This is a genomic window from Ciceribacter thiooxidans (genome assembly GCF_014126615.1).
GTDB lineage: Bacteria > Pseudomonadota > Alphaproteobacteria > Rhizobiales > Rhizobiaceae > Allorhizobium > Allorhizobium thiooxidans.
Genome location: NZ_CP059896.1, coordinates 1,430,320 through 1,452,637 on the forward strand (window position 1 = coordinate 1,430,320; position 22,318 = coordinate 1,452,637).

A 22,318-nucleotide genomic window follows, 5' to 3' on the forward strand; every position below is an offset into this window, starting at 1 on the left:
GGTTTCCCTGACAAGCCATGTCGTCAGGCGAAAGCTATTGCCAGCGCCGCCGCGCAGGGCGTAGGGATGCGCCGGATGGAACGCCGGTCGAAGAATTGCCGGCCGAAGGATAGAGAATGAGCAAGAAGCCGAACGACGTGGTGATCACCGGTATTGGCATCGTCACCTGCCATGGAACCGGCAAGGAGCCGCATATCGCCCTGCTGTCCGCCCCGGCTGCGCCGGCGCCGGCGGTGGAGACGGAAAAACTCAAGCCGTACCCGATCCACTGCCTGCCGGAGATCGACTGGTCGACGCAGATCCCCAAGCGTGGCGACCAGCGCCAGATGGAGAACTGGCAGCGGCTCGGTGTCTATGCGGCGGGGCTTGCGCTCGATGACGCCGGCCTCAAGGACAATGCCGAACTCTGCGGAACGATGGACCTGATCGTCGCTGCCGGCGGCGGCGAGCGCGACGTCAACGTCGATACGCTGATCGTCAACGAAGCCCTGCGCCGCAACGATCGCGACAGGCTGCTCGTCGAGAAACTGACGACCGAGCTTCGCCCGACGCTGTTTCTGGCGCAACTTTCCAACCTCATGGCCGGCAATATTTCGATCGTGCACAAGGTCACCGGTTCCTCCCGCACCTTCATGGGCGAGGAGTCGGCCGGCATTTCGGCGATCGAGACGGCGTTCGCCCGGTTGCGTTGCGGCCAGTCGACCCACACGCTCGTCGGCGGCGCCTTTATCGGTGAGCGCCCGGATATCCTGCTGCTTGTCGAAGGTATCCATGCCCATGCGACCGGCGAATGGCGGCCCCTGTGGTCGCGTTCGGAGGATGCAGGCGGCGGCATGATGCTCGGATCGGTCGGCGCCTTCCTCGTGCTCGAAAGCCGGGAACATGCCGAGGCGCGGGGCGCCCATGTCTACGCGGTCCTCGACGCCGTCGAGGGCGATCGCGGCGGCCGCGATGGTGACCGGTTCGAAGCCCGGGTGGAGCGTTTGCTCTCCGGTCTGGGGGACGCGACATCCGACACGGTCGTCTTTTCCGGTTCGAGCGGCCTGCACGACCTGGCACGCCGCGAGAAGGCAGTGCTCGACCGTCGCTTTCCTGCCGCGCCCGTACGCGGCTATGGCGGCAGCACGGGTCACGGCATGGAGGCACAGTTCCCGCTCGGTCTTGCGCTTGCCGCCCTTGCTCTCGACAGCCATGCGAAAGTGCCGCCCTTCGATCCTGCCCATGAAGGGGCGATGGCCATGCCCGCCCGCCATGCCGTCGTGACGACGGTGGGCTATGTCCACGGCGAGGGCGTCGCCCTCGTCTCGGCCGACGCGTGAGGAGGAACGGATCCATGACCGACAATCGCTTCAAGGATCATCTCGGACGGCCGATCGTCGTCGTCACCGGTATGGGCGTGATTACCTCGCTCGGACAAGGGCTCGAGGACAACTGGAATGCGCTCACCGCCGGCAAGTCCGGCATCCATGCGATCAAACGCTTCCCGACCGAAGGCATGCCGACACGCATCGGCGGTACCGTCGATTTCATCGAGGTGCCGGCAGCCAACGCCGTCGAGCGCTCCTATGCGTTCGCTCGGGAAACCACCATCGAGGCGCTCGGCCAGGCCGGCCTCTCGGGCGATTTCAACGGTCCGCTCTTCCTCGCCGCACCGCCTGTCGAACCGGAATGGTCCGATCGCTTCGCGCTCGCCGAGCGTGCTCCGCCACCGGACCACGACGGTGACGTTTACGAGCGTTTTCTCACCGCAATGCGCGCGAAGCCGGATCCGGTCTTCCTCGAGGCGGTCCAGTTCGGCTCGATCTCGGAACGGCTTGCCGACCGCTTCGGCACGCGTGGCCTGCCGGTCACGCTCTCGACCGCCTGTGCGTCGGGCGCGACGGCCATCCAGCTCGGCGTCGAGGCCATCCGCCAGGGCCGTACCGAGCGCGCGCTGACGGTCGCGACCGACGGTTCCATCAGCGTCGAGGCGGTGATTCGCTTCTCGCTGCTGTCTGCGCTCTCGACCCAGAACGATGCGCCGGAAAAGGCGTCGAAGCCCTTCAGCAAGGATCGCGACGGTTTCGTGATCGCCGAGGGCGCGGCGACGCTCGTCCTCGAATCGATGGAATCGGCCGTGGCTCGCGGGGCGAAGATCCTCGGCGTGATGAAGGGATGCGGGGAGAAGGCCGACCATTTCCACCGCACGCGCTCCTCTCCGGACGGCGGCCCGGCGATCGCGACGATGCGCGCGGCGCTTGCCGATGCGGGGATCGGCGAGGCTGACATCGACTATGTCAATGCCCACGGAACCTCGACGCCGGAAAACGACAAGATGGAATACGGTGCGATGCTCGCCGTCTTCGGTGAGCGGCTGAAGCAGATTCCGGTGTCATCGAACAAGTCGATGATCGGCCACACGCTGACGGCGGCCGGCGCAGTCGAGGCAGTCTTCTCCTTCCAGACGATGCTGACCGGCACGATTCCGCCAACCATCAACTACGTCAATCCCGATCCGACGATGGAGCTCGACGTGGTTCCCAACGTCAAGCGCACAGCTGATGTTTCCGCAGTGTTGTCGAATTCGTTCGGCTTCGGCGGCCAGAACGCCAGCCTTGTCATGATGCGTGAACCGGCTTAATCGGAACGCCACGAGAAACAGTGTATCGGAACGCCGAAGGGCGAAGGACGGGATTCATGCGCGCATTGCAGCTGGTCGACGACCGCAAGCTCGAAATTGTCGATCTGCCGGAGCCGGAGGCGCCGGGGCCGGGCGAGGTGACGCTGCGGGTCAAGGCCGTCGCGCTCAATCATATCGACGTCTGGGGCTGGCGCGGCATGGCGTTTGCCAAGCGCAAGATGCCGCTGACGATCGGCGCGGAGGCTTCCGGGGTCGTCGAGGCGATCGGACCGGGCGTCGGCAACATCCTGCCGGACCAGCTTGCCGCCGTCTACGGCGCGCGCACCTGCGGCCTCTGCAAGCCATGCCGCGAAGGTCGTGACAATCTCTGCGAACATGTGGGCGGCGTGCATGGCTTCCATCTGGACGGCTTTGCCCAGGAGAAGATCAACCTGCCGGCCCGGCTACTGGTTCCGGCACCGCCCGGCGTCGACGCGGTCGGCGCGGCGCTCGCGCCGGTGACCTTCGGCACCGTCGAGCACATGCTCTTCGACAACGCGAAGCTCGAACCGGGTGAAACCATTCTCGTCCATGCCGGCGGCTCGGGTATCGGCTCGGCGGCGATCCAGCTCGCTAAGAAGATCGGCTGCACGGTCATCACCACGGTGGGTTCGGACGACAAGATCGAGCCGGCAAAGGCGCTCGGCGCCGATCACGTCATTAACTATCGCACCGACCGCTTCGAAGGAGTCGTGCGCAAGCTGACCAAGAAGAAGGGCGTCGACGTCGTCTTCGAACATGTCGGCAAGGACACCTGGGCCGGCTCGATGCTGTGCCTGAAGCGTGGCGGCCGGCTGGTCACCTGCGGCTCGACCTCGGGGGTCTCGACCGACATGAACCTGATGATGCTCTTCCAGCAGCAGCTGAAATTGCTCGGTTCCTTCGGATGCCGCATGGAGAATATGGCCAATGCCATGCAGAAGATGGCCCGCGGCATCGTTCATCCGGTGATCGATACCGAGGTGCACCTGGAGGACATCGACATGGCGCTGACCCGCATGGAGACCCGTCAGGTGTTCGGGAAGATCATCCTCAGGATGGACTGACGCATTGAAGCTCTTCGTCACCCGCATCGTCCTTGCCTTGCGCCACTTCCAGCAGTGGCTGGTGGCGCAGCTCGCCTTCGGGTTCCTGACGGTGCTCAAGATTCTTCCTGCAGATCCGGCGATCAACTTCGCCGACTGGCTGATGCGCAAGGTGGGGCCGCGGACACGTCGCCACGGCCTCATGCTGACGAACCTGCGCAATGCCTTTCCGGAGAAGTCAGAAGCCGAGCGGGAAGAAATCGCCGTCGCGAGCTGGGGGCACATGGGCCGGCTCGCCGCCGAATATGTCTTCCTCGACCAGCTCTTCGATTTCGATCCGGAAAGGCAGGGCGAGGGGAGAATCGAGGTGAGCGGCATTCCGCTCTTCCTGGAGCTGCGCGACCATCCGCGTCCCTTCATCGTCTTCACCGCGCATACGGCGAATTTCGAGCTGCTGCCGGTCGCAGGTGCCGCCTTCGGCCTCTATGTCAGCGTGCTCTTCCGGCCGCCGAACAATCCCTATATCGCCGAGAAGGTCTTCGACTTCCGCAAGAAGCGGATGGGCAAGCTGGTGCCGTCCCATGCCGGATCGTCCTTCGCACTCGCGCGCCAGCTCGAAGCCGGTGGCGGGGTTGGTGTGCTGGTCGACCAGAAGTTCAAGAAGGGCGTCACCACGAGCTTCTTCGGCAGGCCGGTGAAGACCAATCCGCTGCTCGCCAAGCTTGCACGGCAGTTCGATTGCGACGTCTATCCCGCCCGCTGCATCCGGCTCCCCGGCAACCGTTTTCGTCTCGAAATCGAACCGAAGGTCGATCTGCCGCGTACTGCCACGGGTCAGCTCGACGTCACCGCGACGGCCCAGCTCCTGAACGACAAGGTCGAATCGTGGGTGCGGGAATACCCTGAACAGTGGCTCTGGTATCACGATCGCTGGAATATCAAGCAAAGCCTCGATCTGGGGTGACGAGCCCCGCATGTGTCTCATCCGGTTTCCGCCGGGATGGAGCGCTCCTTACCTGTGCAGAGCGAGATTTACCCCTAAACTTGAGCTGTTGAGTCAGTCGGTTATTCATGTTACCCGACTCCTGATCGCATGATGGGAAATCTGTTCCGAATGCGACACCTTCGCGCGGCCTCACCCGCCGATGCCGGACCAGTGTGGAGTGCTCCCCGATGCCCGAAGCGACACGGAAAGACAGTCTGGACGCCCTCTTCGAGGCCGTCGCCTTGAAGAGCATGCAGCTTCGGCAAGCGGTCCGCGTCGGCGACGACCGTCTCGTTCGCCTGCTCGACCGGGAACTCGATCCCTTGGTCGCGGCGGTGCTGGACTACCGTGCGTCCGACCTCCGGGAAATACACCAGCAACTCCGTTTCGTCAGCGATCTCATCCGCGAGGATGCGGACGATCGGTCCTGCGTGACGCGCCACGCCGGCGTCCTTTCAGACCTTCTCGACCGTTATTTCGGCGAGGAGGAAGAGCGATCGGCGACGGGGGCATCGGCCCCTCAAGAGCGACGGCGCTGGACGGCGACGACGACCTCTTCAACGAGTCGATTCTCAACACGCTGTCGGAGCAGGTTGCTGTCGTGACCACCGACTACCGCTATCTCTATGCCAATCCTGCCCACGCCTCGACGTTGAAGCGCCGGCAGATCGAGATCGTCGGCCGACACGTCGCGGAATTCATGCCCGGCAGCCATTTCGAGGATTTTACCCGTACGCGGCTCGACCGCTGCTTTGCCGGGGAGATGTTGAGCTTCAACTTCTCCTATCGTCCGTGGGGACGGGACGGGTCGGCGTGCTGTACGATGACGCCGTTTGCCGGCAATGACGGCCGCGTGGTCGGCGCGGTGGTGCTCATTCGGCGGAAACAGGAAACCTGCCGGAAGATCGCGGCCTAAGTCGGGCGCGGGCCGGCGGTACCGTTGGGTTCACTGTCGGCCTTGAGGTGTCGCGTTCGGCGGCAATTGCGTCAGCAGGCAGTCACGCTCGAAAGCGATGTGCCGGCGCATGCCTTCGAAGAAGCCGCGCAACATATATCCGACGGCCTCCATGTTGACGACATCGCCCATGCCGAGCTTCAGCAAGGCATCCGTCAGTTCCTCGGCGAAGCATTCGTCCTCGCAGTGCTCGAACTTCAGCCGTTCGATCGTTTCGCGAAGCTGCGGGCCGCGCTCGGACTCGATCCAGGGGAACAATACAGCCTCTTCGTATTCGTGGATGTCGTGGACGAGGGGGCCGAGCATCTTGGCGGCGTAGAGGCATTTCTGGCGGTCGACGCTGGAGGGGAGCGAATCGGCAATCGCCTCGAGCTCGTTGCAGAGCGCGAGTTGCTCGTCATGCGCCCTGCGCAGCCACGCAATCGTCCGCTGATTGTCGTTGAGTGCTGCGGACGGAACAGGCGAGCCCGGTGTGGTCTCTGATCCCGTTCCGTTGGTTTTTGCTTTCATGACCGTCATCTCCGGTACCTCGGCCGCGCAATCGGGGTCGCAAAGCCTCACATTCCCCGCGACCGCGAGGTCCGAGCGGGCCATTTCCGCCTCCCGAACGGCCGTGCGGCATCATTTCGGGGTAGCTGCGACAATAATCACTTTTCCCTTAACGGCCGTTTTCCTGCATTGATTTAAATCAAGGTGCCTTGAGGCACTCGATGTCAATTCTGCACACAGCGCAGGAGGATTCTCCGCCCTATCGGGGTCCTTCTGCGGTTGATCAGCAAGCCGTTGGGGGTTCCAACAATGAATTACACACTAGAAACTATGGTGATGGCGGTCCTCGCCTTCGCTGCGCTGCTCGGGGTGGCTTTCGCCCAGGACAGCCTGTTCGCTGTCCACATGACGGTCGCCTTTATCGTGCTGCTCGGCGGTACGGTCGTCATGCTGCGCCAGATGAAGTTCGCGCCTGCGAACGCAAAGTCGGCTGCGCAGGTAAAATCCGAATATTTCGATGAGGTCGTGAAATACGGCGTCATCGCGACCGTCTTCTGGGGCGTCGTCGGCTTTCTCGTCGGCGTCGTCGTCGCCCTGCAGCTCGCATTTCCGGACCTGAACATTGAACCTTGGTTCAATTTCGGCCGCATGCGTCCGCTGCATACGTCGGCGGTCATCTTCGCCTTCGGCGGCAACGCTCTGATCGCAAGCTCCTTCTATGTCGTCCAGCGCACCTCGCGCCAGCGTCTCTTCGGCGGCTCGCTCGGCTGGTTCGTGTTCTGGGGGTACCAGCTCTTCATCGTGATGGCCGCGACCGGCTATCTGCTCGGAATCACCGAGGGGCGTGAATACGCAGAACCGGAATGGTACGTCGACCTCTGGCTCACCGTCGTCTGGGTTGCCTATCTGCTGGCATTCCTCGGCACGATCATGACCCGCAAGGAATCGCACATCTACGTCGCGAACTGGTTCTACCTTTCGTTCATCGTCACGATCGCGATGTTGCACATCGTCAACAACCTCTCGGTTCCGGTCTCCTTCCTCGGGGTCAAGAGCTACTCGGCCTTCTCTGGTGTTCAGGATGCGCTGACGCAGTGGTGGTACGGCCATAACGCGGTCGGCTTCTTCCTGACCGCCGGCTTCCTCGGCATGATGTACTACTTCGTTCCGAAGCAGGCCGGTCGCCCGGTCTATTCGTACCGCCTGTCGATCATCCACTTCTGGGCTCTGATCTTCCTCTACATCTGGGCCGGCCCGCACCACCTGCACTACACGGCCCTGCCGGACTGGGCGCAGACACTCGGCATGGTGTTCTCGATCATGCTGTGGATGCCCTCCTGGGGCGGCATGATCAACGGTCTGATGACGCTCTCGGGCGCCTGGGACAAGATCCGTACCGACCCGATCATCCGCATGATGGTCATCGCCGTCGCCTTCTACGGCATGTCGACCTTCGAAGGTCCGATGATGTCGATCAAGGCAGTCAACTCGCTCAGCCACTATACCGACTGGACCATCGGTCACGTTCACTCGGGCGCTCTCGGCTGGGTCGGCATGATCTCCTTCGGCATGGTCTATTACCTGACGCCGAAGCTGTGGAACCGCAACCGCCTGTACTCGCTGCGGCTCGTCAACTGGCACTTCTGGCTGGCCACGCTCGGCATCGTTCTCTATGCCGCCGTTATGTGGGTTGCCGGTATCCAGCAGGGCCTGATGTGGCGCGAATATGACGCACAGGGCTTCCTGGTCTACTCGTTCGCCGAGTCGGTCGCCGCCATGTTCCCCTACTACGTCCTGCGTGCCGTCGGCGGTGCGATGTACCTCACCGGCGGTATCATCATGGCCTACAACGTCCTGATGACCATCCGCGGTTACGAAAGGCAGGAAGCACCGATCCCCGGTTCGGTCGTCCCCGCCGCCGTCCAGCCGGCTGAATAAGAAGGAAGGCTCTCATGTCCATTCTTGATAAACACCAAATCCTCGAGAAGAACGCGAGCCTTCTCCTTGTCGGATCGCTGCTGGTCGTGACCGTCGGGGGTATCGTCGAAATCGTTCCGCTCTTCTACCTCGAGAACACCATCGAAAAGGTAGAGGGAATGCGGCCGTACTCGCCGCTCGAACTCGCCGGTCGCGACATCTACATCCGTGAAGGCTGCTATGTCTGTCACAGCCAGATGATCCGTCCGTTCCGCGACGAAGTGGAGCGCTACGGTCACTACTCGCTGGCGGCGGAGTCGATGTACGACCATCCGTTCCAGTGGGGATCGAAGCGCACCGGGCCGGACCTAGCGCGCGTCGGCGACCGCTATTCGAACGAATGGCATGTTCAGCACCTGACCGAGCCCCGGGACGTCGTTCCGGAATCGGTCATGCCGAGCTACTCGTTCCTGAAGACGACGCCGCTCAAGGTCGCGAACGTTTCCGCGCACCTCGAGACCAATAAGATCGTGGGCGTCCCCTATACGGACGACATGATTGCGAATGCGGAAGCGGATCTCGCCGCGCAGGCCGATCCGAATGCAGACACCTCGGGACTGCTGGCGCGCTATCCCAAGGCCAAGGTGGGTGATTTCGACGGCGATCCGGCGAAGCTGACGGAGATGGATGCACTCGTTGCCTATCTCCAGATGCTCGGCACGCTGGTGGACTTCACCACCTATGACGACGCGACCGGATATCGTTGAGGAGGGGCACATGGAAACCTACACGGCCATGCGCCACTTCGCCGACAGTTGGGGCCTGCTTGGCATGACCCTGTTCTTCGTCGGTGTGATCCTCTTCACCTTCCGGCCCGGCGGCAAGAAAGTTGCCGACGAGATCGCGCGCATCCCTCTCAAGGAGGACTAAGAGATGTCTGAGAAACATATTGACGAAATCAGTGGCGTCGAAACCACTGGCCATGAGTGGGACGGCATTCGCGAGCTCAACAACCCGCTGCCGCGCTGGTGGGTCTGGTTCTTCTACGCGACCATCGTATGGGCGATCGGCTACACCATCGCCTATCCGGCGTGGCCGCTCCTGAAGGAAAACACCAAGGGCATGCTGAACTACACCAACCGTGCGGCGCTGACCCAGGAATTGACGGCGGCGAAGGCGGCACAGGCGGTCTATCTCGACAAGATCGCCGCCTTGCCGCTCGACCAGATCGTCGCCGACAAGGAACTGGCACAGTTTGCCATGTCCGGTGGTGCCGCAGCCTTCAAGGTCAACTGCGCGCCGTGCCACGGCTCGGGTGCGGCCGGTTCGCCGGGCTATCCGAACCTCAACGACAACGACTGGCTGTGGGGTGGCGATCTGGAGACGATCCAGACGACGCTCACCCACGGCATCCGCTATGATGCGGACGCCGATACCCGCGTGTCGCAGATGCCGGCTTTTGGCGAGATCCTGCAGCCGGAGCAGATCCAGCAGGTTGCCGCCTATGTCTGGAGCCTGACGAACACGCCGTCGGACCCGGCGCTCGTCGAAGCCGGCAAGCAGGTCTTTGCGGAGAACTGCGTCGCCTGCCATGGCGAGGATGCCAAGGGCATGCGCGAACTCGGTGCTCCGAACCTGACCGACGCGATCTGGCTGCGCGTGCAGGGCGAGCAAGGGATCGCCCAGCAGGTCGCGCAGCCGAAGCACGGTGTGATGCCCGCCTGGGGCGCTCGCCTCGGCGAGACCACCGTCAAGGAACTTGCCGTCTACGTCCATTCGCTGGGCGGCGGCGAGTAAGCAGAGCCTGCCGGCGGCCGGAAACGGCCGCCGGACCACGAGAATGCAATCAGGTCCCCTTTTTCAGACCACGCCCGGTGCGTGGTCTTTTTTTTATTTGGGGTAGGGCGGCGTACGCTACCGGTTCGCAGGCCGCCGTACCCGAGAGCTCACGGCGCGTGACCTTATGCCGCTGGCAACGACGTTCACCCTTCGTTGCGGCGCTTCGCCGCCCCTTGATATAAGTCAAGGCGGCTATCCTGGCGAAGTGGGAAAAGGGTGGCCTGAATATGAGGTCCCATGTCATGAATCTTCACGTCGACAAGAACAGTCCGACAGACTCCGACGAGGTCGAGCGCCTCGAGGCCGAACCGGTGATGTCCGCCAAGCGGCGGGAACCGCTCTACAAGGCCCGCAAGAAGATCTTCCCGAAGCGGGCGGAGGGGCGATTCCGGCAGTTCAAGTGGCTCGTCATGCTCGTGACGCTCGGCATCTACTACCTGACGCCGTGGCTCAGATGGGACCGTGGTGAGTTTGCGCCCGACCAGGCGGTGCTGATCGACCTCGCTCACCGCCGCTTCTATTTCTTCTTCATCGAGATCTGGCCGCAGGAGTTCTTCTTCGTCGCCGGGCTTTTGGTGATGGCTGGCTTCGGCCTGTTCCTGCTGACCTCCGCGGTCGGTCGCGCCTGGTGCGGCTATACCTGTCCACAGACGGTCTGGGTCGATCTCTTCCTCGTCGTCGAGCGGGCGATCGAGGGTGATCGCAATGCGCGCATGAAACTGGAGACCGCGCCCTGGACCGTCGACAAGATCTGGAAGCGGGTGACGAAGCACGCGATATGGCTGGCGATTTCGGTCGCTACCGGCGGCGCCTGGATCTTCTACTTCGCCGACGCGCCGATGCTCGCGATGGATTTCATCGAGGGGCAGGCGGCTCCCGTCGCCTACATGACCGTCGCTGTGCTGACGGCCACCACCTATCTCTTCGGCGGTCTGATGCGTGAGCAGGTTTGCGTCTACATGTGTCCGTGGCCGCGCATCCAGGCGGCGATGCTCGACGAGAGCTCGCTGGTGGTGACCTACAACGACTGGCGTGGCGAACCGCGCACGCGCGGCACCAAGAAGGCCGCTGCCGAAGGCAAGATCGCCGGCGACTGCGTCGACTGCAACGCCTGCGTCGCCGTCTGTCCCATGGGGATCGACATCCGCGACGGGCAACAGCTCGAATGCATCACCTGCGCGCTCTGCATCGACGCCTGCGACGCCGTCATGGACAAGGTTGGCAGGCCGCGAGGTCTGATCGCCTATGCGACGCTCGAGGAATACCAGTCCAACATGGCGCTTGCGACCGACAACGGCACCACGGAAATCCAGCCGAACCGCGTGCGCAATGACGACGGAAGCTTCAGCGACAAGGTCCGTCACTTCAACTGGCGCATCATCTTCCGCCCGCGGACGCTGCTCTACATGGGGGTTTGGACGGCCGTCGGTATCGGGCTTCTCGTCGCGCTGCTCGGTCGTGACCGGCTGGAGATCAACGTGCTGCACGACCGCAATCCGCAATACGTGCTGGAATCCGACGGATCGATCCGCAACGGCTACACCGTTCGCCTCTTGAACATGGTACCGAAGCCGCGCAACATGGAAGTGACGCTGGACGGCCTGCCGGGCGCGACCATGCGCGTGAACGGCATGTCGGAAGTGGATGTCCGCTCGTTCGTCGTCAACGTCGAGCCCGACGAAGCGACGACGCTGAAGGTTTTCGTCACCGTGCCCGCGGACGAGATCGAATCCAAGGTCGAGAGCTTCCATTTCGACGTCAAGGACGTGGATAGCGCGGAAGCCGACAGCTACAAGGCGGTGTTCAACGCACCTGGAGAGAAGCACAAATGAGCGTGCGTGAGGAAAAGGCCGGATTCGTTTTCACCGGCAAGCATATGCTCGGCGTCTTGGTCCTGTTCTTCGGAACGATCATCTCGGTCAATCTCGTGATGGCCTATTACGCCTCCTCGACATGGAGCGGCCTGGTCGTTCAGAACACCTATGTCGCGAGCCAGCAGTTCAACGCCAAAGCTTCGGCGATCCGCGAGATGCTGGCCTCCGGCATCAAGGGGGAGCTGGAGGTTTCCGACCAGACGATCCGCTACCGGCTGACGCTTCCCGAGAACCAGCCGCTGGCGGCCGACAAGGTGACGGCGCACTTCAAGCGTCCGGTCGGCGAGCATCAGGACTTCGTCGCCGAGCTTTCGGCGCTCGGGGATGGTGTCTACGGGGCGAGCCACCAGGTTCTGGCTGGTGAGTGGATCGTCGAGCTGATCGCGGTCAAGGACGGCAAGACGATCATGCACGAAGCGCCGCGCATCGCGCTCGCCAATGGCAGGATGATCCTTCTCGACGAGCGGCACGAGCATCCCGGCGAGGGAGACAGGAAATGAGCTGCTGCGCGGCCGGAACCGAAGGCGCCCTCGATATCGAGCGGGCGGGTCATGCGCTGCCGACGGCCGAGGAACTGCGGCTCGCGAGCCGCGATCTCGGAGACGGTTTGCGACAGGTCGACCTCGCGGTGCCCGCCGTTCACTGCGGCGCCTGCATTACCACCATCGAGGCTGCCCTGCGGAAGCTTCCCGAGGTCGAGCGGGCCCGCGTCAACCTGACGTCGAAGCGCGTATCGATCGTCTGGCGGGAAGAACATGATGGCCGTCCGACCGATCCGTCGGTGCTGCCGCAGGCGATCGCTGCGACCGGCTACGAGGCGCATCTCTTCACCACCGCTGCCGAGGCCTCGGACGAACTGCGCAATAGGCTGATCCGGGCGGTTGCGCTCTCCGGTTTCGCGGCTGGCAACATCATGCTGCTGTCGGTCTCGATCTGGTCGGGTGCGGACGCCGCGACCCGCGATCTCTTCCACTGGATCTCGGCGATGATCGCCGCACCGGTGCTGATTATCGCCGGCCGATTCTTCTATCAGTCCGCCTGGAAAGCCCTGAAGCACGGCCGTACCAACATGGACGTGCCGATTGCGCTCGCGATCACGCTCTCCTATGTCGTGTCGCTATGGGAGACGATCCATCACGGCGAACATGCCTGGTTCGACGCCACCGTGTCGCTGCTCTTCTTCCTGCTGATCGGCCGCACACTCGACCATGTCATGCGTGATCGTGCGCGTTCGGCGATCACTGGGCTCGCGCGCCTCAGTCCCCGCGGCGCCATGGTGCTGGCGGAGAACGGTTCTCGCGACTACCGGCCCGTCGAGGAAATCCGTGTCGGGGACCGCATTGCGATCGCAGCCGGTGACCGCGTGCCGGTCGACGGCGAGATCGTCGCCGGTTCGAGCGACATGGATGTTTCGATCGTCAACGGCGAGAGCGCCCCGCATGCGGTCACCACCGGCGACGGCGTGCAGGCGGGAACGCTGAGCCTCACCGGCTCGCTGGTCATCCGCGCGACCGCGACGGCGCGCGATTCCTTCCTTGCCGAGATCATCGGCCTCATGGAAGCCGCCGAAGGGGGCAGGGCGCGTTACCGGCGTATCGCCGATCGTGCCGCGCAGATCTATGCGCCCGCGGTTCACCTTCTCGCGTTTCTCACCTTCCTCGGCTGGGGCGTTTTCGGCGGCGACTGGAAACAGGCGATGCTGATCGCGATCTCGGTCCTGATCATCACCTGCCCCTGTGCGCTCGGTCTTGCGGTGCCGGTGGTACAGGTCGTCGCTGCCGGCCGCCTGTTCCGCAACGGGATCATGGTCAAGGATGGTTCTGCCATGGAGCGTCTCGCCGAGATCGATACCATCGCCTTCGACAAGACCGGCACGCTGACGCTCGGACGCCCGCGCTTCATCAACCGCACGGAGGTCGATCCGCAGCATCTCGCGCTTGCGGCCGGTCTTGCGGCCCATTCCCGTCACCCTCTCTCTCTCGCTCTCCATGCGGCAGCCGGCAGCCCGTCGACGGAGCTCGGCACGGTCCGCGAAATTCCGGGCGCAGGCATTGAGGCGGTGACGCCGGCCGGCACCTATCGCCTCGGCAACCGCCCGTTCGCCTGCCAGACCATCGACGACCGGGCGACTGAGAACGACGCAACCTCCGAAGTCGTGCTGTCGCTCGACGGACACGAGCTCGAGCGCTTCCGTTTCGAGGATGCCGTGCGGCCGGGCGCGGAAAGTGCGGTCGACAGCTTGAAGTCGCAGGGCTACGCCGTGGGCATCCTCTCGGGCGACCGTCAGGGCGTGGTCGCCTCGCTTGCGGCCCGCCTCGGCATCGACAACTGGCGCGCCGGCCTTTCTCCGCGCGAGAAGGCGGAACTGTGCGCCGCCGCCGGGGCCAAGGGGCAGAAGCTGCTGATGGTCGGCGACGGCATCAATGACGCTCCGGCGCTTTCTGCGGCGCATGTCTCGATCGCGCCGGCGACGGCCGCCGATGTCGGTCGCCAGGCTGCCGATTTCGTCTTCATGCGCGAGAGCCTCGACGCGGTTCCGTTCGCCATCGAGGCGTCGCGCCGCGCCGGCCGGCTGATCCGCGAAAACTTCGCGCTGGCGATCGGATACAATGCTCTCGCGATTCCTGTCGCGATGCTCGGCTATGCAACACCGCTGATCGCAGCGATTGCGATGTCGAGTTCTTCGATCATCGTCGTGCTCAATGCCTTGCGGCTCAACCGGCTGGAAATGGCCGATCAGCCTGCCGCAGATGAGAAGCAGTCTTTTGCCGGTCCGGAGGCTTCGTTCGCGTCATGAACATGCTGATCTACCTGATCCCGATCGCGCTCTTCCTCGGCGGTCTCGGACTTTTCGCCTTCCTCTGGTCGCTGAAGAGCGGCCAGTACGAGGATTTGGAAGGCGCCTCCTGGCGCGTGCTCGACGACGGTGACGACCGGCCGGCGCGCTGAACGACCGAAGCAGCCGCCCGGTTCCTCGCGAGAGTTCGCCCGACGCTGCCCGGCAGATCGGCGCTTGCCGCCCGTTCCGATGAGTGCCACATATGCCTCCACCTGAAACAAGGAGGCTTGCGCATGCAGACGGCTGAAATCGGCTTGATCGGTCTCGGGGTGATGGGGTCGAACCTCGCCCTCAACATTGCGGAAAAAGGCAACCGGATCGCGGTGTTCAACCGAACGGCTGCGCGCACCGACGAGTTCCTCGGGGAGGCGGGCGACCTCGGCGGCAACATAATCGGTTGCCGCACGATCGAGGAGTTCGTCGCCGCCATCCGTCCTCCGCGCCCGATCATCATCATGATCAAGGCCGGCGATGCCGTCGATGCGCAGATCGATGCCCTGATGCCGTATCTCGCAAACGGCGACATTATGATCGACGCCGGTAACGCCAATTTCCGCGACACGATGGCCCGCTTCGAACGCCTGAAGGATACCGGCTTCACCTTTATCGGCATGGGTGTCTCGGGCGGCGAGGAGGGCGCGCGCCACGGTCCGTCGATCATGGTCGGCGGTACGCCCGAGTCCTATGCCCGCGTCGAGAGCGTCCTGACCTCCATTGCCGCGAAATACGAAGGCGATCCCTGTTGCGCCTGGCTCGGTCCGAATGGTGCCGGCCACTTCGTCAAGACGATCCACAACGGCATCGAATATGCCGACATGCAGATGATAGCGGAGATCTACGGCATCCTGCGCGACGGCCTCGGAAAACGGGCTCCCGAGATCGCCGAGGTCTTCGGCGGCTGGAACCGCGGCCGGCTCAACTCCTATCTGATCGAGATCACTGAAAAGGTGCTGCAGGCGAAGGATACGGTGACGGGCAATGCGATCGTCGACATGATCCTCGACCGGGCGGGGCAGAAGGGTACCGGCAAATGGTCGGTCATCGAGGCGCAGCAGATGGGCGTGCCGGCGACGGCGATCGAGGCGGCGGTCGCCGCCCGAAGCCTCTCGTCGATGAAGGACGAGCGCGTCGCGGCGGAGGCGATCTTCCCCGGCGGACGCTCGCGCTTCGAACTGCCGTCCGGCGTCCTCCTCGAAACCGAGCTCGAGCTGGCGCTCTTCGCCGCCAAGATCGCCGCCTATGCGCAGGGGTTCGCCGTGCTTTCCTCCGCCAGCCGTGAGTACGACTGGTCGTTGCCGATGCCGACCATCGCGCGCACCTGGCGGGCCGGCTGCATTATCCGGTCGCAGTTCCTCGACGAGATCACCCAGGCCTTCACCGCCAATCCGGAGGCGGCGAACCTCATCGTGACGCCGGCCTTCTCCGCCATGGTTCGCGAGAGCCTGCCGTCACTGCGCCGGGTCGTCGCGTCCGCCGTCACGGCGGGGCTCCCGGTTCCGGCTCTCGCCTCGGCACTCTCGTACTTCGATTCCTACCGGCAGGCACGGGGCACCGCGAACCTCATCCAGGCGCAGCGTGACTTCTTCGGAGCCCATGGTTTCGAGCGTACCGACGGGCTCGACCGGCCGCACGGTCCCTGGGGCAGCGGCGCCTGACGAGCCACCGAAGCATTGCTGAAGCCCGTCGCGGTCAGTCTGACCAGACGGGCTCGCTCATGCTCTGGAGATGTTCGGGAGCGATGCCGTCGATGCGGGCGATCACCGCTTTTGCAAGTTCGCGGCCGGCGTGGCGCACGTCTTCGAAGGCGGTGATGATTTCCGGCCGGATCCATTTGAGGATCGGCGCCGATTCCTTCGAGACGAGGTCGATGTCGAGGCCGACGCGTTTCCCGGCTGCCTCGATACCGGCATTGACGGCGATGGTGGCGCTTCCGGCCGATGAGACGATGCCGTCCGGTGCATCGTCGGACCGCATCAGCGCCTCGATCGCATCGCGGATGTCCTGCAGCGGCGCGTCGATGTTGAGGCCGAGCGGCACTTCCTTTGCGCCGTGCTCGCGCAGCCCCTTCACGAAGCCTGTCCGGGTATGCGTGTAATACGAGAGCTTGCTCGGCGGCTGGAGGAGGGCGATCCGCCTGCGCCCGCGACGCACGAGGCGCTCGACCGCCTGTTGGGCGAAGGCCTCGTTGTCGAAATCGTGATAGGGGTGAACAAGCCCGGCATCCGTGCGTCCATGGGTGGCGAACGGCATGTTCTGCTCGCAAAGCAGCCGCACGCGCGCGTCGTCCGGTTCGATCCGCGAAATGATGACGCCGTCCGCCGAGCCGGTGTCGAGAATGTAGCGCACCGGCAGCATCGGATCCTTGCTGTGGGAGTGCGGCGTCACGACGATGTGGTATGGCGTTCCCGTCAGTACCTCGGAAATGCCGAAGACCATCTGGCTCGAAAAGCCCATGATCTCCTCGTCGATACTGAGCACCAGTGCGATGACGTTGGTCTTGCCGGTGCGCAGGCGCACGCCGGCGCGGTTCGGCTGGTAGCCGAGCTGGCGGGCGACCATGCGAACCCGCTCCTTCGTGTCCGCCCCGATATCCGGCGCATCCTTCAATGCCCTGGAGATCGTGGTGATGCCCAAGCCCGTCATATAGGCGATGGTCTTCAGTGTCGGCCGCTCGGCTGTCGTGCCGGTCGGCCTGCGGACTTCAATCGCCTTACCCTTTTTCATATGTTCCCCGCCGCTTACGATGATCCGCATTATAGACACCGTCGAAGGCGCCGCAATCAATCCGGATCGGTCATTCAGAACAAGCGTAAGATGATCAATCTGAAACGTTGCAGTGAATTTGTCGAGTGTTCAGGTGATAAAATTTTGACGGGAGCAACCAGCGGTATTTATCCACGGTGAACCCTGGCCATTTTGCGCCTGCGAGAGAGAGGTGTGGCGCCGTCGGTGTCGAAATACCCGGCGATTTCGCTAAATTTCTGGCCAAAATATAGAAAATCGCAATCGCTGCGGTGCAACGGCGGAACGGCGTTCGGCAAGGAATCTTGCTGCCGTACTTCGCGGGCAGGTTGAAAATAGTATTAAGAAAAGATTGTCGTCTCTTCCCGGTTGCGCGCACCGAGCGTTTCGCATAGATTTTTTACGGCAACGTTTCAGTGAGGGAGGACACTCATGAATTTTCGTCGTATTGCCATTTTGCTCACCGCCGGCGTGGCACTGCCGTTCGGGGCAGCCCAGGCGACCGATCTTGAAGTAACGCATTGGTGGACGTCGGGAGGCGAGGCGGCGGCGGTTGCCGAACTCGCCAAGGCGTTCGACGCGACCGGCAACAAATGGGTCGACGGCGCGATCGCCGGCTCCGGCGGCACCGCCCGCCCGATCATGATCAGCCGCATTACCGGCGGAGACCCGATGGGCGCCACGCAGTTCAATCACGGCCGTCAGGCGGAGGAGCTTGTGCAGGCCGGATTGATGCGGGATCTCGATGCCGTGGCCGAGCGTGAGAAATGGCGTGAGGTTATCAAGCCGGCGAGCCTGCTCGAAAGCTGCACCATCGACGGCCACATCTATTGTGCTCCGGTCAACATCCACTCGTGGCAGTGGCTGTGGCTCTCGAACGCCGCCTTCGAGAAGGCGGGTGTCGCCGTTCCGAAGAACTGGGACGAGTTCGTCGCGGCCGCGCCGGCGCTGGAAAAGGCCGGCATCATCCCGCTCGCCGTCGGCGGCCAGGCCTGGCAGACGTCAGGCGCGTTCAACGTCATCATGGTCGCGCTTGCCGGCAAGGACAACTTCTACAAGGTCTACAAGGACAAGGATGCCGATTTCGCGGCTGGTCCGGAGATCACGAAGGTCTTCAAGGCGGCCGACGATGCACGCCGGATGTCGAAGGGATCCAACGTGCAGGACTGGAACCAGGCCACCAATCTGGTGATCACCGGCAAGGCCGGCGGCCAGATCATGGGTGACTGGGCGCAGGGCGAGTTCCAGGTGGCCGGACAGGTCGCCGGCAAGGACTACACCTGCCTGCCCGGCCTTGGCGTCAACGAGATCATCTCCACCGACGGCGATGCCTTCTACTTCCCGCTGCTGAAGGACGAGGCGAAATCCAAGGCGCAGGAGGAGCTTGCGTCCGTTCTTGTGAGCCCGAAGACACAGGTCGCATTCAACTTGAAGAAGGGCTCGCTGCCGATCCGCGGCGACGTCGATCTCAATGCGGCTAATGACTGCATGAAGAAGGGCCTCGACATTCTCGCCAAGGGCAATGTGGTGGAGAGCACCAACCAGCTCATGTCCGCCGACAGCCAGAAGCAGATCGAAGACCTGTTCTCCGAGTTCTTCGCCAATCCGTCGATGACGCCGGAAGACGCGCAGAAGCGCTTCGTCGACATCATCGCATCCGCGGACTGAGGCGCGGCATCGCCCGTCGGCCGTCGGCTCCTGTCCGGCGGCCGGCCTGCCTCTTTGCCGCGGCGCGGGGAGGTGCGAAGGTGTCCGGTTTTCCGCCACGGCCGGTACGAGCCAGGCGTGACGTCTCCAGTTGCCTTCGATTGCGAATGAGGAGGACAGATTCATGACGGGCCAGACTTATGCCGGTCGACCCAACAAGCTCTTGCGCAATCTCAATGCGAAGATTGCCTCCATTCCGATGATACTCGTCGCCGTCGTCATCTTTCTCGGCGGCACGATCTGGACTGTGGTCTATTCGTTCACCAATTCGAAGCTTCTGCCGCGGCTGAAATTCGTCGGCATCGAGCAATACGAGCGCCTGTGGGTGGCGCCGCGCTGGATCGTCTCGATCGAGAATCTCGCGATCTACGGCCTCTTCACGCTGGTCTTCAGCCTGGTGATCGGCTTCCTGCTTGCGGCGCTCATGGACCAGAAGATCCGGTTCGAAAACACGTTCCGGACGATCTTTCTCTATCCTTTTGCGCTCTCCTTCATCGTCACCGGCCTTGTCTGGCAGTGGGTGCTCAACCCGGAATTCGGTATTCAGTCGGTGGTTCGCAGCCTCGGATGGACGAGCTTCACCTTCGACCCTCTCTATAATTCCGAGATCGTCATCTACGGCATCCTGATCGCAGGTCTGTGGCAGGGGACCGGTCTCGTGATGTGCCTGCTGCTCGCCGGCTTGCGCGGCATCGATGAGGACATCTGGAAGGCGGCGCGTGTCGACGGCATTCCGATGTGGAGGACTTACCTCTTCATCGTCATCCCGATGATGCGGCCGGTCTTCATTACCACGCTCGTCATCATCGCGAGCGGCATCGTGCGCGTCTACGACCTCGTCGTCGCCCAGACCAGCGGCGGCCCCGGCATCGCCTCGGAAGTGCCGGCGAAATACGTCTACGACTACATGTTCCAGGCGCAGAACCTCGGGCAGGGCTTTGCCGCGTCGACGATGATGCTGATCACCGTCTCCATCATTATCATTCCCTGGGCCTATCTCGAATTCGGAGGAAAGAAGCGTGGCTAATCCCGGCTCCCTCAACACGACCGCGGCCGCGCTCGACGCCTCTTCCGGCCGGCTCGGCTCCGAGCCGCGTGGCGCCCGGCCCCGACGGGTCCTCTCGTCGCGCAACATCATCATCTACGGCACGCTCTTCGTCGCTGCCGCCTATTACCTGTTGCCGCTCTACGTGATGGTGATGACCTCGCTCAAGGGCATGCCGGAAATCCGGCTCGGCAACATCTTCTCGCCGCCGGTGGAAATCACTTTCGAGCCATGGGGCAAGGCGTGGGCGACCGCCTGCACCGGGCTCAACTGCGACGGGCTTTCGCGCGGCTTCTGGAATTCGGTCCGGATCACCGTTCCCTCGACCCTGGTGTCGATCCTGATCGCATCGGTCAACGGCTACGCGCTCGCCAACTGGCGCTTCAAGGGCGCCGACCTCTTCTTCACCATCCTCATCATCGGCGCCTTCATTCCCTATCAGGTGATGATCTATCCGATCGTCATCGTGCTGCGCGAGATGGGCATCTACGGCACGCTGACCGGCCTCGTCATCGTGCACACGATCTTCGGCATGCCGATCCTGACGCTGCTCTTCCGCAACTATTTCACCTCGCTGCCGGAAGAACTCTTCAAGGCGGCGCGTATCGACGGGGCGGGCTTCTGGCAGATCTATTTCCGCATCATGCTGCCGATGTCGCTGCCGATCTTCGTGGTCGCGATGATCCTGCAGGTTACCGGCATCTGGAACGACTTCCTGTTCGGTGTGGTGTTCACGCGACCCGAATACTACCCGATGACCGTCCAGCTCAACAACATCGTCAACTCCGTCCAGGGCGTGAAGGAGTACAACGTCAACATGGCCGCAACGCTGCTGACCGGCGCGGTTCCGCTCATCGTCTACTTCGTCTCCGGACGCCTCTTCGTCCGGGGCATCGCCGCCGGCGCAGTCAAGGGTTAAGCAAGATGTCGCATTCTGTCTCCATCAAGGATCTGTCTTTGAGCTTCGGCGCCGTGAAGGTGCTGCAAAACCTCGATCTCGATATCCGTGACGGCGAGTTCCTCGTCCTGCTCGGCTCGTCCGGCTGCGGAAAGTCGACGCTGCTGAACTGCATCGCCGGTCTGCTCGAGCCGACCGACGGGCAGATCTTCATCAAGGATCGCAACGTCACCTGGGAGGAGCCGAAGGATCGCGGCATCGGCATGGTGTTCCAGTCCTACGCGCTCTATCCGCAGATGAGCGTGGAGAAGAACCTCTCTTTTGGGCTGCAGGTCGCAAAGGTGCCGAAGCCGGAGATCGAAAAGCGCGTGGAGCGCGCCGCCGAGATCCTGCAGATCGGGCCGCTCCTCAAGCGCAAGCCGGCGGAGCTCTCCGGCGGACAGCGCCAGCGCGTCGCGATCGGCCGCGCTCTGGTGCGCGATGTCGACGTCTTCCTGTTCGACGAGCCGCTCTCGAACCTCGATGCCAAGCTGCGCTCGGAACTGCGCGTCGAGATCAAGCGGCTGCACCAGTCGCTCAACAACACGATGATCTACGTCACCCACGACCAGATCGAGGCACTGACGCTCGCCGACCGCATCGCCATCATGAAGAGCGGCGTCATCCAGCAGCTCGACGACCCGATGACGATCTACAACCGTCCGCGCAATCTCTTCGTCGCCGGCTTCATCGGCTCGCCGTCGATGAACTTCATCCGCGGCGAAATCGCCGAACGCGGCGGGCGCCGGGTCTTCCACACCGATGGCGTCGACTTCTCGCTTGACGGCTACGACGCGAACGGCACGCTTGCCGCCGGGCGCAAGGTCGTCCTCGGCGTGCGTCCCGAACATGTCCTCCTCGACGAGGACATCGTCGGTTCGGATGAAATCCACGAGGCGGTGGTGGATATCGAGGAGCCGATGGGTGCCGACAATCTGCTGTGGCTGAAGCATGCCGGCCATGTGCTCGGGGTTCGTACCGGCGGCACCCGCCGCTACCGGCCGGGTACGAAGGTGCGCCTCGGTTTCGACATGGCCGTCGCCTCGCTCTTCGACGCTGTGACGGAGGACCGGATTTGAGTGCCAGCGTCCGCGTGAACATACCCCCCTCTGCCCTGCCGGGCATCTCCCCCTCAAGGGGGAGATCGCCGGGTTTCCGGCGCACCGATCTGCCTCTGATGCTGGCGCGAGCCGAGGCGTCGATGGGCTTTCGCCCTGGACTTCGGGAAACCTCGCGTGGAGCGGCGCAGCGCATGTTTCGTCCTGCTCACGAGATGCGGCGGCTGACGCACGTCGATCTCCCCCC

Annotated in this window: 21 protein-coding genes; 19 read left to right on the top strand and 2 right to left on the bottom strand. The window is 63.3% G+C overall.

All coding sequences use genetic code 11. From position 1 onward, the window contains the following. The first annotated feature begins 116 nt into the window (after positions 1-116). The 6 genes from H4I97_RS06720 (at position 117) to H4I97_RS06745 (ending at position 5,585) form a co-directional block, all read left to right on the top strand. Positions 117-1,319, top strand: a complete 1,203-nt coding sequence (locus tag H4I97_RS06720) for a beta-ketoacyl-ACP synthase (protein WP_182307133.1) — start codon at positions 117-119, stop codon at positions 1,317-1,319. A gap of 14 nt (positions 1,320-1,333) precedes the next feature. Next, positions 1,334-2,620 carry a beta-ketoacyl-ACP synthase gene (locus H4I97_RS06725; RefSeq protein ID WP_182307134.1) on the top strand — a complete coding sequence of 429 codons (1,287 nt, stop codon included), beginning with the start codon at positions 1,334-1,336 and terminating at the stop codon, positions 2,618-2,620. A 56-nt stretch (positions 2,621-2,676) separates the two neighbouring features. Beyond that, complete coding sequence (locus H4I97_RS06730; RefSeq protein WP_182307135.1) at positions 2,677-3,705, top strand: zinc-binding dehydrogenase; 1,029 nt, start codon at positions 2,677-2,679, stop codon at positions 3,703-3,705. Positions 3,706-3,709: 4 nt separating this feature from the next. Then, positions 3,710-4,648, top strand: a complete 939-nt coding sequence (locus tag H4I97_RS06735; protein ID WP_182307136.1) for a lipid A biosynthesis lauroyl acyltransferase — start codon at positions 3,710-3,712, stop codon at positions 4,646-4,648. 209 nt (positions 4,649-4,857) lie between these two features. Beyond that, positions 4,858-5,274, top strand: a complete 417-nt coding sequence (locus tag H4I97_RS06740) for a hypothetical protein (protein ID WP_182307137.1) — start codon at positions 4,858-4,860, stop codon at positions 5,272-5,274. Continuing rightward, the gene (locus H4I97_RS06745; protein WP_182307138.1) at positions 5,271-5,585 is read left to right on the top strand and encodes a PAS domain-containing protein; all 315 of its coding nucleotides are present in this window, start codon (positions 5,271-5,273) and stop codon (positions 5,583-5,585) included. The genes H4I97_RS06740 and H4I97_RS06745 overlap by 4 nt, the downstream gene beginning before the upstream one ends. Before the next feature lie 30 nt (positions 5,586-5,615). Here H4I97_RS06745 and H4I97_RS06750 read toward each other — a convergent pair whose 3' ends face one another. Further along, the gene (locus H4I97_RS06750) at positions 5,616-6,134 is read right to left on the bottom strand and encodes a hemerythrin domain-containing protein (protein WP_182307139.1); all 519 of its coding nucleotides are present in this window, start codon (positions 6,132-6,134) and stop codon (positions 5,616-5,618) included. A gap of 288 nt (positions 6,135-6,422) precedes the next feature. On the opposite strand from H4I97_RS06750, the gene ccoN reads away from it, so the two are divergent. The 9 genes from ccoN (at position 6,423) to gndA (ending at position 16,237) form a co-directional block, all read left to right on the top strand. Then, entirely contained in the window at positions 6,423-8,051 is a 1,629-nt protein-coding gene (gene ccoN / locus H4I97_RS06755; protein ID WP_182307140.1) for a cytochrome-c oxidase, cbb3-type subunit I, read from the top strand. Positions 8,052-8,065: 14 nt separating this feature from the next. Next, positions 8,066-8,797 carry a cytochrome-c oxidase, cbb3-type subunit II gene (gene ccoO / locus H4I97_RS06760; RefSeq protein WP_182307141.1) on the top strand — a complete coding sequence of 244 codons (732 nt, stop codon included), beginning with the start codon at positions 8,066-8,068 and terminating at the stop codon, positions 8,795-8,797. 10 nt (positions 8,798-8,807) lie between these two features. Beyond that, positions 8,808-8,960, top strand: coding sequence for a cbb3-type cytochrome c oxidase subunit 3 (locus H4I97_RS06765; RefSeq protein WP_182307142.1), 153 nt, complete (start codon positions 8,808-8,810; stop codon positions 8,958-8,960). A gap of 3 nt (positions 8,961-8,963) precedes the next feature. Next, positions 8,964-9,827, top strand: coding sequence for a cytochrome-c oxidase, cbb3-type subunit III (gene ccoP / locus H4I97_RS06770; RefSeq protein WP_182307143.1), 864 nt, complete (start codon positions 8,964-8,966; stop codon positions 9,825-9,827). Positions 9,828-10,111: 284 nt separating this feature from the next. Then, positions 10,112-11,701, top strand: coding sequence for a cytochrome c oxidase accessory protein CcoG (gene ccoG / locus H4I97_RS06775; protein ID WP_182307144.1), 1,590 nt, complete (start codon positions 10,112-10,114; stop codon positions 11,699-11,701). Next, complete coding sequence (locus tag H4I97_RS06780) at positions 11,698-12,243, top strand: FixH family protein (protein ID WP_182307145.1); 546 nt, start codon at positions 11,698-11,700, stop codon at positions 12,241-12,243. Before ccoG ends, H4I97_RS06780 begins: the two co-directional genes overlap by 4 nt. After that, complete coding sequence (locus H4I97_RS06785; RefSeq protein ID WP_182307146.1) at positions 12,240-14,540, top strand: cation-translocating P-type ATPase; 2,301 nt, start codon at positions 12,240-12,242, stop codon at positions 14,538-14,540. The genes H4I97_RS06780 and H4I97_RS06785 overlap by 4 nt, the downstream gene beginning before the upstream one ends. Next, positions 14,537-14,692, top strand: coding sequence for a cbb3-type cytochrome oxidase assembly protein CcoS (gene ccoS, locus H4I97_RS06790; protein WP_129332786.1), 156 nt, complete (start codon positions 14,537-14,539; stop codon positions 14,690-14,692). Before H4I97_RS06785 ends, ccoS begins: the two co-directional genes overlap by 4 nt. A gap of 123 nt (positions 14,693-14,815) precedes the next feature. Beyond that, positions 14,816-16,237: an NADP-dependent phosphogluconate dehydrogenase gene (gene gndA / locus H4I97_RS06795; protein ID WP_182307147.1), complete on the top strand. Its 1,422-nt coding sequence runs from the start codon at positions 14,816-14,818 to the stop codon at positions 16,235-16,237. Between the two features lie 34 nt (positions 16,238-16,271). Here gndA and H4I97_RS06800 read toward each other — a convergent pair whose 3' ends face one another. Then, positions 16,272-17,306, bottom strand: coding sequence for a LacI family transcriptional regulator (locus H4I97_RS06800; RefSeq protein WP_182307148.1), 1,035 nt, complete (start codon positions 17,304-17,306; stop codon positions 16,272-16,274). A gap of 450 nt (positions 17,307-17,756) precedes the next feature. On the opposite strand from H4I97_RS06800, the gene H4I97_RS06805 reads away from it, so the two are divergent. The 4 genes from H4I97_RS06805 (at position 17,757) to H4I97_RS06820 (ending at position 22,092) form a co-directional block, all read left to right on the top strand. Further along, a complete protein-coding gene (locus tag H4I97_RS06805; protein WP_182307149.1) occupies positions 17,757-18,992 on the top strand; it encodes an ABC transporter substrate-binding protein in 1,236 nt (411 codons plus the stop codon). Between the two features lie 163 nt (positions 18,993-19,155). Further along, positions 19,156-20,058 carry a carbohydrate ABC transporter permease gene (locus H4I97_RS06810; RefSeq protein ID WP_182307150.1) on the top strand — a complete coding sequence of 301 codons (903 nt, stop codon included), beginning with the start codon at positions 19,156-19,158 and terminating at the stop codon, positions 20,056-20,058. Further along, positions 20,051-20,995, top strand: coding sequence for a carbohydrate ABC transporter permease (locus tag H4I97_RS06815; protein WP_182307151.1), 945 nt, complete (start codon positions 20,051-20,053; stop codon positions 20,993-20,995). The genes H4I97_RS06810 and H4I97_RS06815 overlap by 8 nt, the downstream gene beginning before the upstream one ends. Before the next feature lie 5 nt (positions 20,996-21,000). Beyond that, a complete protein-coding gene (locus H4I97_RS06820) occupies positions 21,001-22,092 on the top strand; it encodes an ABC transporter ATP-binding protein (protein WP_182307152.1) in 1,092 nt (363 codons plus the stop codon). Positions 22,093-22,318: the final 226 nt, after the last annotated feature.